The sequence below is a fragment of the Halobellus sp. H-GB7 genome, assembly GCF_030848585.1.
GTDB classification, from domain to species: domain Archaea; phylum Halobacteriota; class Halobacteria; order Halobacteriales; family Haloferacaceae; genus Haloquadratum; species Haloquadratum inordinatus.
In genome coordinates, this window is the sequence record NZ_JAVDDW010000004.1 from 257,038 (window position 1) to 269,472 (window position 12,435).

13 protein-coding genes and 2 tRNA genes are annotated in these 12,435 nt (G+C 66.1%); 7 read left to right on the forward strand and 8 right to left on the reverse strand.

Annotation, left to right across the window (positions count from 1 at the left end; genetic code table 11):
- Positions 1–69 precede the first annotated feature (69 nt).
- The 5 genes from RBH22_RS09925 (at position 70) to RBH22_RS09945 (ending at position 3,093) form a co-directional block, all read left to right on the forward strand.
- Positions 70–891 carry a lycopene cyclase domain-containing protein gene (locus RBH22_RS09925; protein ID WP_306677371.1) on the forward strand — a complete coding sequence of 274 codons (822 nt, stop codon included), beginning with the start codon at positions 70–72 and terminating at the stop codon, positions 889–891.
- A 2-nt stretch (positions 892–893) separates the two neighbouring features.
- Complete coding sequence (locus RBH22_RS09930; RefSeq protein ID WP_306677372.1) at positions 894–1,997, forward strand: Brp/Blh family beta-carotene 15,15'-dioxygenase; 1,104 nt, start codon at positions 894–896, stop codon at positions 1,995–1,997.
- Positions 1,998–2,031: 34 nt separating this feature from the next.
- Positions 2,032–2,715, forward strand: coding sequence for a V-type ATP synthase subunit D (locus RBH22_RS09935; RefSeq protein WP_256545867.1), 684 nt, complete (start codon positions 2,032–2,034; stop codon positions 2,713–2,715).
- Between the two features lie 210 nt (positions 2,716–2,925).
- Positions 2,926–2,998: transfer RNA gene (locus tag RBH22_RS09940), tRNA-Asp, on the forward strand.
- A gap of 22 nt (positions 2,999–3,020) precedes the next feature.
- Positions 3,021–3,093, forward strand: a tRNA-Asp gene (locus tag RBH22_RS09945).
- Positions 3,094–3,155: 62 nt separating this feature from the next.
- Here RBH22_RS09945 and RBH22_RS09950 read toward each other — a convergent pair.
- From RBH22_RS09950 to RBH22_RS09960, 3 genes are read right to left on the reverse strand one after another with little or no spacing between them, the layout of a single operon-like run.
- Positions 3,156–3,542 carry a CrcB family protein gene (locus RBH22_RS09950; RefSeq protein WP_306677417.1) on the reverse strand — a complete coding sequence of 129 codons (387 nt, stop codon included), beginning with the start codon at positions 3,540–3,542 and terminating at the stop codon, positions 3,156–3,158.
- Positions 3,543–3,544: 2 nt separating this feature from the next.
- Positions 3,545–3,886, reverse strand: coding sequence for a CrcB family protein (locus tag RBH22_RS09955; RefSeq protein WP_256545868.1), 342 nt, complete (start codon positions 3,884–3,886; stop codon positions 3,545–3,547).
- A gap of 10 nt (positions 3,887–3,896) precedes the next feature.
- On the reverse strand, positions 3,897–5,099 hold the full coding sequence (locus tag RBH22_RS09960) for a DUF87 domain-containing protein (RefSeq protein WP_306677373.1): 1,203 nt from the start codon (positions 5,097–5,099) through the stop codon (positions 3,897–3,899).
- A gap of 75 nt (positions 5,100–5,174) precedes the next feature.
- Here RBH22_RS09960 and RBH22_RS09965 point away from each other — a divergent pair, with 75 nt between their 5' ends.
- Positions 5,175–5,627, forward strand: coding sequence for a carboxypeptidase regulatory-like domain-containing protein (locus RBH22_RS09965; protein WP_306677374.1), 453 nt, complete (start codon positions 5,175–5,177; stop codon positions 5,625–5,627).
- 117 nt (positions 5,628–5,744) lie between these two features.
- On the opposite strand, the gene RBH22_RS09970 is transcribed toward RBH22_RS09965, so the two are convergent.
- Complete coding sequence (locus RBH22_RS09970; protein WP_306677375.1) at positions 5,745–7,022, reverse strand: tRNA(Ile)(2)-agmatinylcytidine synthase; 1,278 nt, start codon at positions 7,020–7,022, stop codon at positions 5,745–5,747.
- Between the two features lie 144 nt (positions 7,023–7,166).
- On the opposite strand from RBH22_RS09970, the gene RBH22_RS09975 reads away from it, so the two are divergent.
- Positions 7,167–8,144 carry a transcriptional regulator gene (locus RBH22_RS09975; RefSeq protein ID WP_121568474.1) on the forward strand — a complete coding sequence of 326 codons (978 nt, stop codon included), beginning with the start codon at positions 7,167–7,169 and terminating at the stop codon, positions 8,142–8,144.
- Between the two features lie 183 nt (positions 8,145–8,327).
- Here RBH22_RS09975 and RBH22_RS09980 read toward each other — a convergent pair whose 3' ends face one another.
- The 4 genes from RBH22_RS09980 to RBH22_RS09995 form a co-directional block, all read right to left on the reverse strand.
- Positions 8,328–8,585, reverse strand: coding sequence for a glutathione S-transferase N-terminal domain-containing protein (locus RBH22_RS09980; protein WP_121568475.1), 258 nt, complete (start codon positions 8,583–8,585; stop codon positions 8,328–8,330).
- An 83-nt stretch (positions 8,586–8,668) separates the two neighbouring features.
- Positions 8,669–10,063 (reverse strand): aryl-sulfate sulfotransferase, encoded by a 1,395-nt coding sequence (locus RBH22_RS09985; RefSeq protein WP_306677376.1) that lies wholly within the window; start codon positions 10,061–10,063, stop codon positions 8,669–8,671.
- A gap of 148 nt (positions 10,064–10,211) precedes the next feature.
- The gene (locus RBH22_RS09990) at positions 10,212–11,624 is read right to left on the reverse strand and encodes an NCS2 family permease (RefSeq protein ID WP_306677377.1); all 1,413 of its coding nucleotides are present in this window, start codon (positions 11,622–11,624) and stop codon (positions 10,212–10,214) included.
- Between the two features lie 81 nt (positions 11,625–11,705).
- Positions 11,706–12,425 carry a phosphoribosyltransferase family protein gene (locus RBH22_RS09995; protein ID WP_256545875.1) on the reverse strand — a complete coding sequence of 240 codons (720 nt, stop codon included), beginning with the start codon at positions 12,423–12,425 and terminating at the stop codon, positions 11,706–11,708.
- Positions 12,426–12,435 lie beyond the last annotated feature (10 nt).

Sequence of the window (12,435 nt, forward strand, 5' to 3'; positions counted from 1 at the left end):
CCGTACGCCGGCGCGTGAGTCGCCGGCGCCGAGACGACGCAGACGGCCGCCAACGAGACGAGATTACAGATGACGTTTCAGTTCACGTACCTCCAATTCCACTTCGCGTTTTTACTGCCAGCAGTAATGCTGCTGTCTGCGACCGGCTTCGTGAGCCGATCACGGATCAGCGGTGTCGCCTCGTGGGACAGCAGTAGTTGGCGCAACTACTGGGCGGGGGTAGCCATCATCACCGTCGTTGCGCTCGTGTACACGACGCCGTGGGACAACTACCTCATCGCGCGTGGGGTCTGGTGGTACGGCGCCGAGACGACCGTCCTGACGATCGGTTACGCGCCGCTGGAGGAGTATCTCTTCATCGTCGTCCAACCCTGGCTGACTGCGCTGTGGCTGTCACACCTGTCGTTTTCGACGGCGTGGCCGTCGGCGTCGCATCCGATCAGGAGCCGCCTCGTCGCGTTCGGACTCGCGGTCGCCATCGGTCTCGGGGGCTGGCAGTTGCTCGGCACCGACGCGACGTTCTACCTCGGTGCGACGCTCGCGTGGGCGGCCCCGGTGTTGGCGTTGCAATGGGTCGTCGGCGCACCGCAGTTGTGGACGCGCCGGCGGACCGTCGCTCTCGGAACGGTGCTCCCGACACTGTATCTCTGCGTCGCCGACAGGATCGCCATCGAGTACGGCATCTGGATCCTCTCGAAGCAGTACACGACTGGGCTCTCCATCGCGGGGCTGCCCGTCGAGGAAGCGATGTTCTTCCTCGTGACGAACCTCTTCGTCGTGCAGGGACTCGTCCTGTATCGGCTCGTGATGCAGCGGTGGGCGGACGGCACGGCCGCGACGGCGCGGCACTGGTACGATCGCCTCCGCGCCGGCGCGGAAACGGCCCGATAACGATGGCTGGCTCGACGGCTCACGACGGCGAGACGCGGCGGATCGACAAGAGCGCCGTCGAGAGCGAGGACGACGTGACACAATCGCTGATGCGCACGATCGGCGGCCGTCCGGCGTGGTTGCTCACTGCCGGGGTCGCGATTCTCGGGGGCGGTGCGGCGCTCGTAGGGGCGGCGACGACGCTGCCGCCGTGGGCGCGGTACGCCCCACTGGCGGTGAGCCTCCTCGTGTTCGGGTTGCCGCACGGCGCAGTCGACCACCTGGCACCCGCCCGGGCGGCCGGGGAGCAACCGTCGGTTCGCTGGCTCCTGATCGTCGGACTCGTGTATCTACTCCTCGGCGGGGCGTACGCGGTGCTGTGGCTCCTCTCACCGATAGCATCAGCCGCGTTTTTCATCGGGATGACCTGGGTCCACTGGGGCCAAGGCGATCTCTACGCGCTCGAGGCGCTCGGCGGGTCACATCTCGACAGTCGAGCGGTACGCACCGGCACGCTTCTCGTGCGCGGGGGACTGCCGATGCTCGTGCCGCTACTCCGATTCCCGGAGCGATACCGAGACGTCGTCGACGCCTGGGTGGCGCTGTTCGGCGGCAGCCTCGACGCGTCGTGGCTGGTCGCGCCCGACGTGCGCCTCAGCGTCGGTGCGGCGTTCGCGGCGCTGACGGTCGGGACGCTCCTCGCTGGGTATCGGCGCAGTCCCGGTGACGGATGGCGGCTCGACGCCGCCGAGACGGGGCTGCTGTGGGTGTACTTCCTCGTCGTTCCGCCGATCCTCGCGATCGGCGTGTACTTCTGTGTGTGGCACTCGCTGCGACACATCGCCCGTCTCGTCGGCGTCGACCCGAGCGCCAGGCGGGCGTTCGCCGATCGCGGAGCCGTCCCTGCGCTCTTGCGGACGGGCCGCGACGCGCTGCCGCTGACGGTGGTCTCCGTCGGACTGCTCGTCGGCGTCGCACTCGTTGGACGCGTCCAGACCGACCTGCAGACGTTGGCCGCGCTGTACCTCGTCTTCATCGCCGTGTTGACGCTTCCCCACGTAGTGATCGTGACGTGGATGGACCGCACCGAGAACGCCGGCCTGGCCGGCCTCGTCCGCGAACAGTAAAAGGTTAACAGGCTCGGTTCACAACTGGCAGGCAATGGCCGAAGACGTCAAACCGACACGCAAGAACTTGATGGCGATCGAGGATCGGATCCAACTGTCCGAGCGGGGCCACGACACGCTCGAACAGAAGCGAGACGGCCTCATTATGGAGTTTATGGACATTCTGGACCAAGCACAGGACGTCCGCTCCGAGCTGAACCAGAACTACGAGACGGCCCAAGAGAAGATCAATATGGCGCGAGCGATGGAAGGCGACGTCGCCGTGCGCGGTGCCGCCGCGGCGCTCAAAGAGCATCCGGAGATCACCACGCAGTCGAAGAACATTATGGGCGTCGTCGTCCCGCAGATCGAGTCCTCGCGCGTGAAAAAGAGCCTCGACCAGCGCGGCTACGGGCTCCTCGGCTCCTCGGCGCGGATCGACGAGGCCGCAGACGCCTACGAGGAACTGCTCGAGACGATCATCCTCGCCGCGGAGGTCGAGACGGCGATGAAGAAGATGCTCAAAGAGATCGAGACGACGAAACGCCGCGTCAACGCCTTGGAGTTCAAGCTGCTCCCCGAACTCAACGAGAACAAAGAGTACATCGAGCAGAAGCTCGAAGAGCAAGAGCGCGAGGAGATCTTCCGTCTGAAGAAGATCAAGAACAAGAAAGAAAAAGAAGAGAAAGCCGAGAAAGAGGCCGAGGAAGCGGCCGCAGCGACCCCGGCCGACGACTGAGGCACCCCCGCCAATCGAACGACGGAACCGCGCGTCTTCGGTTATCGCTCTTCGCTCGCTTTGCTGTCTTTCGTCCGGCCGCTACTCTCGCCGGAGCCTGGGCTCTGTCCAGGGGTTTCCCCGCATCGTCGGCCGCGCGGTGACCTCTCCCACGCCGCCATCAGATGATAAGTCTTAATTAGACTACCGGGCAACGAAGAAGTGGAGCAAGCCCGGGTGGTGTAGTGGCCCATCATACGACCCTGTCACGGTCGTGACGCGGGTTCAAATCCCGCCTCGGGCGCTTGTGCTTTGCTCCGATGTGTGCCCGGGTGGTGTAGTGGCCCATCATACGACCCTGTCACGGTCGTGACGCGGGTTCAAATCCCGCCTCGGGCGCTTTTTCGATTTCAACGTCGTAGCAGGTGCTTTTTCTCGTGAGCCGATGGCGGCGAGACGATCTATATCCCCACAAGAGCAGTCCCGAGAGCCACGCCGAGGAGCGCCGACGCGAGTGTCCCAACAGCGTCGACAGCCGCGAGCCGCCAATTTTCCTTCGAGGCGGCCTCGACCACGTTGACGGCGAACGAGGAGAACGTCGTGAACGCGCCGCAGAATCCCGTCCCAGCGACAGCGAGAGTCGTCGCGTGCGGTGACGAGGTGACGAGCGCCCCGAGCGCGGCGCTCCCGAGGACGTTGACGGCGAAGGTACTCCGACGGCCGCCGCCGAGTGCGACGTCGACTGCGTACCGGCCGAGTGCGCCGACCGCTCCCCCGACTCCGACGAGAATCGACAGGGGAACGCCGTCGAGACCGGCGAGTATCGCGAGAACGACACCGAGGGAGATAGTCACGCGAACCGCCTCCCTGCGGCGAGTCCGAGGAATGCGGCGAGAAAGCCGAACGCGTAGTTGGCCCCGACGTTCGCGAGGCCCCAGGTCGGGCCGAGCGACATCGTCTCGACGGCGAAGGTGCTGTACGTCGTGAACGAGGAGAGCAATCCCGTCGCGAGGAAGAAGCGGAGGCGACTCGACCGGACGACACCGATCGAGAGCGCGAGGACGAAACTTCCGAGGACGTTCACGACGAATGTCCCGCGTAGCCCCGGCACGGCCGTGCCGACGAGATAGCGTGACGTCGCTCCGAGGAATCCGCCAAGCGCGACGAGCACGGGGACGAGCCTGTCGGCCATCGAGCGTGGATCACACGCGAGTGTACTCGTCGGTTTCGGTCGCGTCTGGGTCAGCCGTTCCCGTGTCGGTCGCCTCCGCACTGTCGGCGTGAGATGCGGCAGCCGATGGGGGCGACGCCGCTGCAACCGCCGACGCGCGCGGACTCGCCCCGCCGTGCGGCGTGTCGCGTTCGCGGACCGCGACCGTGCGAGTCGCTTCCGCGGTGTCGTCGACGACGAGCGCTTCCCCGGGAGCCGTCGGCATCGCGTCTGTGACGTCCGTATCGACGTAGGCAGGATCTGCGGCCGCGAGCGCGCGGACGTCCGGCCCAGCCGTCAACCGATGGACGATACGGAGGTCCGACTGGGAGACGGCGACGGCCGGGAGCGCGCTCGGGCGCTGTGTCGCGGCGACGAGCGAGACGCCCGGTGCGCGGCCGCGAGTGAGGATCGCCCGGAGCGATGCACCGGCGACGCCCTCGAAGAAGACGTGTGCTTCGTCGACGAAGAGCCAGGGGAGACGTTCGACCGTCGGCGGCTCGGCACCCGCCACACCCGCAGCACCACGCCCGAGACGGGCGTCGTAGAGCGCCGCTGCGACGCCGGCGACGACCGCGTTCGAAGGCGCGTCGTCGAGCCCAGAACAGTCCAGAATCGTCGCCTCGCCGCCGGCGAGTGCGTGTGCGTCGAGTCCCGCGGGATCGAAGACACCCCACGAATCGGCACGCCGGAGACGGTTGCCGGCCGCGCGGCGAACGTCTGCCGTTGCGTCGGCCGCGTCGACGACAGCACGCATCTCAGAGAGCGTCGCGGCCGTCGATGCGGCGTGCCAGACGAGCGCGCCGACCGGCTGGTCGGGGTCGCTCCCGACGAGTTGCGGCCACCGCGCCGGCGGAATCGCGTCTGCGCGGATCGTCGGCTCGTCGACGATCCGAGCGGGGACGGGCGTCCCGGTCGCGTCGTCGGCCAAGCCGCGAAAGACGCCCATCGGATCGACGACGACGGGGGCGACGCCGCGCGCTCTGGCTGCTTCTTCCGCCAGGACGCCGAGCGTGTAGGACTTACCGTAACCCCGCTTGCCGACGACGAGCGCGGCGTGCGGCCGGTCGAGATCGATCCCGACGGGTGCGCCGCGGCTACCGTCGCGGGCGCGGTGGGACCCGAGGCGGCCGGCGGGACCGTCGGGAGCCGTTCGGCCGCACTCGTCTCGACGACCGAGAACTTCGGTGTGCATCAGCGGGAGTACCCTCGGGATGTGATATAAACGCACGGCCGACTGTTTATATACTGAGACGGGACCACGGCCGGTATGTTCGACGAACTCCGCCGCTTCGCCGCCGACGACCGTGCGATCGAAGGACTGCCGATCAGACTCGTCATCGCGCTCGTCGTGGGGGTCGCGACGATGAGCGTGATGCTGAATATGTTGTCCGGCGTGCAGGGACTCGCCGTCTCCGAACTCGACGTCAAACCCTCACCCGACGTCGTCCAGCCGGGCGAGCAAGAACTCTCGCTGACCGTCGTCGACGACGACGGCGACGGGGTCGAAGGTGCGACGGTGATCGTGAAAGACGGCAGCGCCGAGATCGACAGCGTGGTGACTGCCAGCTCAGATGCCGACGGCGTCGCGACCGTCACCATCGAAGCCGACACCCGGGCGAATCAGGAGACGGGGACCCTCGTCGTCGACGTGAAACCTCCGTCGGGGAGCCAGTTCGTGGACCGCCGCGCGAACACGGAGATTCTCGTCGTCGAGGAGTAGCGCGGGTGACGTTGGCGTCGGCCAGCGCCAGCCGTTCATACTGTCGGACAGAACTCTGTGAAAATTATCGGCACCCCGTGGGTGTCAACACAGTTCACGAACTGCTGTCCGACAGTATCACCGCTCGGGGTGCGTCGGCGCGTCGAAGCCGCCACGAACGAGCGGCTTAGCGATGTGTCGACGGGCACAGGGTGGGACCTCGTACCACCCGACATCGAGGTCGCGGTCGACCGAGACGGTTTCCGGACCAGACCGCGAGGTACCGCAGTCGCGACACCGGTACCCCTGGTTCCGGCCGGCGCTCTCCATCGACCGTCCGCACTCGCCGCACGTCGGCGTCGTCTCCACGGTGCGCCGGAGTGATCGGACGGCGAACTTCTCCAGTTTGATCGTCCCGTCGCTCACCTCGCCACAGACGGTGACCTCGTCACCGGAGCGAAGCGCCCGCACGCGGTCCCGAAACCGCTTCGTGGGTTCGAACGCGACGCAGTCGACCGAATCGTCGGCGTCGCCGCGTGCTTCGAGGTCGAAGAACACGTGGCCCCCACGACGCGTCTCCGGGTCGGAGGCGACGGTCCCGTCGATGCGATAGGCGCGCCCGTCGCGCAGTTCACCGAGCGTCCCCTCGCGGAGATGGACATCGGTTCCCTGGTTCGTCAGAAACGTCGCCGACCGTTCGATTGACTCACTGTCGATACGGGCTGCGAGGTCGCTGACGGCGTCGGGATCGTCGCCGCGAATCCCATAGAGGATCGGTCCGGGCGCGTTCGGGACGCAGACCGGTTCGTCCTCCTCGCGGTCGACCGTGTCCCACGCCTGCGGGTGGAATTTCGCTGCAGCATCGAAGACGGACTCCGTGTTGACTTCTCGGGGAGTGCCACACCGGTCGAACGCGCGGTAGGAGATGTGCTCGTAGGTCCACTCCTCGAGTGCGGCCCACGCGCCGACGGCCGCGAGCGCACCGATGCGGCCGCGGCCCCCCGCCCAGCCGCGGTGGACGTATCCGGCGTCATCCGCGACCCGAAGCGCGTCGGCGGGCTCCAGAAAATCACGGATTGCACGTCGCGTGAACGTCGACACCGCCTCGGGAACGTCGCTCGGATCGTCGTCGGCGACGACCACGCCGGGGCTCGTCCGCGGATCCGCAGTCTCCGCAAGCGGTTCGAGTTCGGCGGTAGCGAGATCGAGCGCGTGTTCGGGTTCGAGATCGACGTGAAGCGCGAGCGCAGCGTTCCCACGGGTCTTGTGCTCGACCGCCGGATTGAGCCGGATCAACAGTTTGCGGTCGACGCGCCCCCCGGCGTCGACGACGGCCTCGGCGAGTCGCGCGGCGAGGTACGTCGTGCACATCCCGCGCTCGCGGGAGTCGGTGTCGTCGAGGCCGACGATAGTCATCGGAGGGGCGTAGTCGGCGCGGCGTCTAACGGCTTTCGCTCACGGCTTCGGGAGGTCCAGTCGCAGCGACAGCCCGAGAACCAGTGGACGCAGGCGGCCTCGACGGCACAACGCATATATGCGCTGAATCGCGTACAACCGGGTATGTCTCGGTCCGCGCTAGTCGGAAACGTCACAGCGATGCTCGAGGACGCCGGATTCCTCGTCAGCGAGCGCTGTGCGATCCGGCCGAAGAGCTTCGACGTCGCCGCGAGGCGAGGCGAGGACCTGGTGCTGCTGAAGATTCTAGGCAACATCGACGCGTTCGACGGAACGACCGGTGAGGAGATGCGACGGCTGGGTACCTATCTCAACGCGACTCCGATGGTCGTGGGACTGCGAACGCGCGACGAGGATCTGAAGCCCGGTGTCGTGTACTTCCGGCACGGCGTTCCAGTCCTGAATCCCGACACGGCGATGGAACTGTTCATCGAGGGCGTCCCGCCGCTCATCTACGCCGCGCCGGGCGGCCTCTACGTCAACATCGACGGCGACCTCCTGGCAGACGAGCGCCGCGATCGCGGGTGGAGTCTCGGGCAGTTGGCGACGGAACTCGGCGTCTCGCGCCGCACCGTCTCGAAGTACGAAGACGGGATGAACGCGAGCATCGAGGTTGCGATCCGGTTAGAGGAGATGTTCGATCAGCCGTTTTCCAGCCCCGTCGAGGTGATGGAGGGTGCGGAAGACGTTCGCGACGCCGAGCCGACACCCGACGATCCCGACCCAGAATCCGACGACGAGCACGTGGTACACGTTCTGACGCGCGCCGGCTTCACCGTTCACCCGACCGCCCGCGCACCGTTCAAGGCAGTCAGCGAGGACGACGAACGCCGACGGGACTTTATGCCGATGCTTACCGGGCACTCAGCCTTCACACGGAGCGCAGAGAAGCGAGCCCGGATTATGTCCTCGCTCGGCGAGGTCACACAGACCCGTTCGGTCTACTTCACCGAAGATCGATCGAAGCGCGACGCCGTCGAAGGCACGGCGCTCGTCAGCTGTGAGGAGTTAGCAGATATCGACGACCCCGACCGCATCCGGGATCTCATCCGAGAGCGGTCACAAGAGCCGACCGAAGCGTAGCGACGGGAGCGGGCGCTGTTTCCGACTGTGTTCTGAGTCGTATCAGTGCGCGACCGTAACCGAGGACGAATACGACGAGCCGCCGCCGACGGGTCCCGACGCTCATAGGGGTTATCGTAAGTCCTCATAGACTTCTCGCCGGACGATACGGCGAGAATCTCCGAACAGTTACGAGAATCCCTATCAGTTCGCGCCGTCGCCGTACGTTTCTTCCAGGTAGGCGATAATATCGGTGCTTTCCGGCATCCCGTGGACGTCGTGTTCCTCGTCGACGAGCACGGGAACGCCCGTCTGCCCGCTGATCTCTTTCACTTCCGTCCGGTTGGCGTGCGATCGCGGCACCATCACCGATTCGTACTCCAGATCGAGTTCCTCCAGTTTGTTCCTGACTCTGATACAGAAGGGACAGCCCCCGACTTCGTACAGGACGAGATCAGACATCGACGATCGGTACGCGATCCGACCTAAAGAGTCACGTGGTGGACTGCGCGGCGGGCGCACTCCCGTACCGTGTTATCGCGTCGCTATCGGTCCGCGAGGCGCCGGATGCCGGCGACGATCTGTTGGCGGCCGGCGATCAACTCTCCGCCGGCCCACACGAGGCCGACGAGAAGCGCGCTGATCGCCCAGACGAAGTCCCAGCCGGACATCCAGACCGGGCGGAGCCACGGCGTCACGTGTGCCCAGCGCGTCGCGAACTCGTTCATCGGCCCTTCGAGGGCCGTGCCGGCGAACGTCGCGCGAATCCGCCCGGCGAAGCCGACGCTCTCGTTTCCGCCGGCGGTGAGGTTCGCACTGCCGGTGATGTCGTAGGAACCGCTGGCGTTCAGATCACGGATCGTCGGCCCCGACGACTCGGGGCCGGTGCCAATGCGCTCGGCGTCGTAGGGGCCCCACGTGGCGTAGTACTCCCAGACGACTTCGCCCGTGGGCGTGAGTTCCATCACGCGGTGGTTGAGCGTGTCCGTGACGAGCGTGTTTCCGTTGGGGAGTCGGTCCGCATCGCGCGGCCAGGTGAGCGATCCCGTGCCGACCTCCCAGGTCCGGACCCACTCGCCGTCTTCCTTCGCGTACTCGACGACCCGGTTGTTACCGCTGTCGGCGACGAGGATCGTCGGCGTGCCGTTCTCGCTCAGGAGCCAGTCAGGGTTGTGCTGCTCGCGCATCACGTCGTAGTCGTCGTCTGAGCCGAGTCGCTCGACGATCTCTTTAGATTCGATGTCGACGACGATGGCCTGATCGAAGTTCCGCGGCGAGAGCAGCAGGCGGTCCTCACCGACGGGGTCGACGTCGTTGACGTGCGACCAGTCGTCGTTGTAACCGCCGTCGGTGCTCTCGGGGAAGTGGTTCTTGAAGTACCACTCCCAGGTGAACTCGCCGGTCGAGCGGTTGTAGATGACGATGCGGTCGTCGCTGACCTCGGCGGACGCGTTCCACTCGCGCATATTCGCGATCGCGATGCGGTCGTCGCCGAGATACGCGACGTCGTGGGTGTCGGTCATATTGAACCGCTCCTGCCAGACGCGTTCTTGCGTCTCGGGGTTCAACTCGAAGACGACCGTATCGCCGGCCCGCGGCGAGGAGACCAGGAGGTTCCCGTTCGGCAGCGGGTCGACGTCGAAGAACCACGCGCTCCCGCCGACAGAGTCGTTGTGGGTCCACTGGAGGTCACCGCGCGGGCCGACCGAGAGGAGTCGCGCGGGCTTTTTGGGATTCGTATTGCCCTGGAAGGTGTAGCCCTGGACGCTGATGACGGTCGATCCGTTCGCGGGACTCGTGATCGTGCCCGGTTCGAGGCTCGTGTCTGTCGAGGGGTCGTACGTCAGCGCCGACACACCGGCCGGTGCGAGGAGAGAGACGACGAGCAGCAGCGCGAGGAGCCGCACTGCGTTCGCTCGGGAGCGCGGGGAGAGCGTCACGTACTCGATTGCGACAGTGAATAATGAATCTCTTGCGGTCCGACGGCAGTCGCGGGGGTGAGAGTCAGACGGCGAGGAGCGCGGGAGTGAGTCGGAAGGCGAAAAGCGAGGGTGAGTCAGAAGGCCAAAAGCGCGAGCGAGCGGTCGGTTACACCTGCGCGGCGAGAATGCCGCCGGTGCGGACGACGAAGTAGACGACGAACGCGCCCGCGAGTGCCCAGTGGCCCAGACGGACGTCGTCGCCTTCGCCGGCCGCGAACTTGATCACCGGGTACGAGACGATCCCGGCGGCGATACCGTAGGCGATCGAGTACGCGAACGGCATCACGAGGATCGTCATTCCGGCGGGGATCGCCTGCGTGAGGTCGTCCCAGTCGATGTCGACGACGTTGCGGAGCATCACGACGCCGATCACGACGAGCGCGATGTGGGAGGCATACAGGGGAATCGCGGCCGCCAGCGGGACGAGCGCGAGCGAGATGAGGAACAGTACAGCGACAGTGAGCGCCGTCAGGCCGGTGCGGCCACCCTCCTCGACGCCCGAGGCGGACTCGATGTAGGTCGTCACGGTCGAGGTCCCGAGCATTCCGCCGACCGTGGTGCCGATCGCGTCGGCCATCAGCGGCTTGTCGATGTCGGGGAGATCACCGTCCTCGTCGAGGAAGTTACCGGCCTGTCCGACGCCGACGAGCGTGCCGGCGGTGTCGAAGAAGTCGACGAAGAAGAAGGTGAAGACGACCAGCGCGAAGGTGAACGCCTCGACGTCGCTGAGGCCGGAGATGAACGCGCCGGCCAGCGGAGTGATGTCGTAGGAGACGGACGTAGAGCCGGCGACGAGGCCAGCGTCAGCCGCGATGGGGCCGAACGCGGTGAGAAGCCACCCGAGGACGGACGTGAGGGCGATTCCGATGATGATCGATCCGGGAACGTTGCGGGCGTAGAGCGCGAACGTCAGAAAGAGGCCGAACACGGAGACGATCGCGACGGGGTTCGACGCGATCGATCCCATCGAAATGAGCGTCGCCGTGTCGTCGACGACGATCCCCATCGCCTGCAGGCCGATGATAGCGAGGAAGAGCCCGATACCCGTCCCGACGGCGAACTTCACGGGTTCGGGGAAGAGTTTGATCACGTACTCGCGCGCGCCGATCGCCGTCAGGATGATGAAGATGATCCCTTCGACGACGACGGCCGCGAGTGCGGTCTGCCACGGAATTCCGAGCGCGCTGACGACGGTGAACGCGAAGAACGCGTTCAGGCCGAGCCCCGGCGCCTGCGCGAACGGTCGGTTGGCGTAGAAGGCCATCACGAACGTCGCCGTCGCCGCCGCGAGGATCGTGACGACGGCGAGCATCGACTGGATCTCGCCCGGCGGGATGCCGGCGATCGAGATCCCGTCGGCACCGGGAATGTTCGGCTGGTCGGTCAGGATCGAGGGGTTGACAACGACGATGTAGGACATCGTCAGGAACGTCGTCAGCCCGGCGAGGAGTTCGGTCCGGACCGATGATCCGTGTTCTTGCACATCGAAGTAGTTTCCGAGTGTTTCAGCGAGCCCCATAATGCACGTGTGAGCATAACCCCGAAACGGTCGATAAGGGTTTTCATCGACGCCGGGCACAGTGAGGCCCGTAGCGGCCGATCACTCGGCGTCGAACGTCGAGAGCGCACCGACGGGTGCGTCGGTGAGTTCCCGGGCGCGGTCGATGCCTTCCTCACCGACGGAAATGAGCGCGAAAACGCCCGTAACGTCCGCATTCGCCTGTTTCGCGATGTCGAGGAGAAGTTCCTGGGTTTCGCCCGAGCGGATGAGGTCGTCGACGATGAGGACGTTCTCGCCGCGGGAGATCGCGCGGCCGGGGAGGTAGTAGGTCAGTTCGATGCCCGAAGCGAGGCGCTGACGGGACTCGATGAAGTCCTCGACGGCCGTCTCTTTGGACTTCTTCGCGTAGGCGACGCGGGCGTCGAAGTACCCTGCCATCGCCGCGCCGAGCGTGATGCCGTCGGTCGCCGCCGTCAGGACGACGTCCGGGCGCTCGAAGCCGAGCGCGTTGGCGGCGACCGGAGCAACGAGATCGAGAAACGACTGGTCGAAGACGATACCGGAGTTGTCGACGTAGCCCTCGTCGTCGAACTCGACGCGCGCGCGGAGTTCCGTCGCGAGGGCGTCGCGGCCGACCCCGTCGACGACTTCGCGGGCGCGCTCTACGCCCGGCAGGACGTGGCCGTTGACGTACCGATTGAGATCGCCGGCGGGGAGTCCGCTGAGTTCGGCGAGTTCGTCGTACGTCCGGGTCTCCTTCAGCATCCGAAGGACGGCGACCGCCTGCAACTGGAGGGCCGCTTTCTCCGCTCTGTTCATACTTCGATCT

Coding starts and splice junctions, on each gene's coding strand:
- RBH22_RS09990 (WP_306677377.1), bottom strand. CDS start 11,624: ATGGGGCTCGCTGAAACACTCGGAAACTACTTCGATGTGCAAGAACAC.
- RBH22_RS09955 (WP_256545868.1), bottom strand. CDS start 3,886: ATGGCCGACAGGCTCGTCCCCGTGCTCGTCGCGCTTGGCGGATTCCTC.
- RBH22_RS09970 (WP_306677375.1), bottom strand. CDS start 7,022: ATGACTATCGTCGGCCTCGACGACACCGACTCCCGCGAGCGCGGGATG.
- RBH22_RS09975 (WP_121568474.1), top strand. CDS start 7,167: ATGTCTCGGTCCGCGCTAGTCGGAAACGTCACAGCGATGCTCGAGGAC.
- RBH22_RS09930 (WP_306677372.1), top strand. CDS start 894: ATGGCTGGCTCGACGGCTCACGACGGCGAGACGCGGCGGATCGACAAG.
- RBH22_RS09980 (WP_121568475.1), bottom strand. CDS start 8,585: ATGTCTGATCTCGTCCTGTACGAAGTCGGGGGCTGTCCCTTCTGTATC.
- RBH22_RS09960 (WP_306677373.1), bottom strand. CDS start 5,099: ATGCACACCGAAGTTCTCGGTCGTCGAGACGAGTGCGGCCGAACGGCT.
- RBH22_RS09965 (WP_306677374.1), top strand. CDS start 5,175: ATGTTCGACGAACTCCGCCGCTTCGCCGCCGACGACCGTGCGATCGAA.
- RBH22_RS09935 (WP_256545867.1), top strand. CDS start 2,032: ATGGCCGAAGACGTCAAACCGACACGCAAGAACTTGATGGCGATCGAG.
- RBH22_RS09925 (WP_306677371.1), top strand. CDS start 70: ATGACGTTTCAGTTCACGTACCTCCAATTCCACTTCGCGTTTTTACTG.
- RBH22_RS09995 (WP_256545875.1), bottom strand. CDS start 12,425: ATGAACAGAGCGGAGAAAGCGGCCCTCCAGTTGCAGGCGGTCGCCGTC.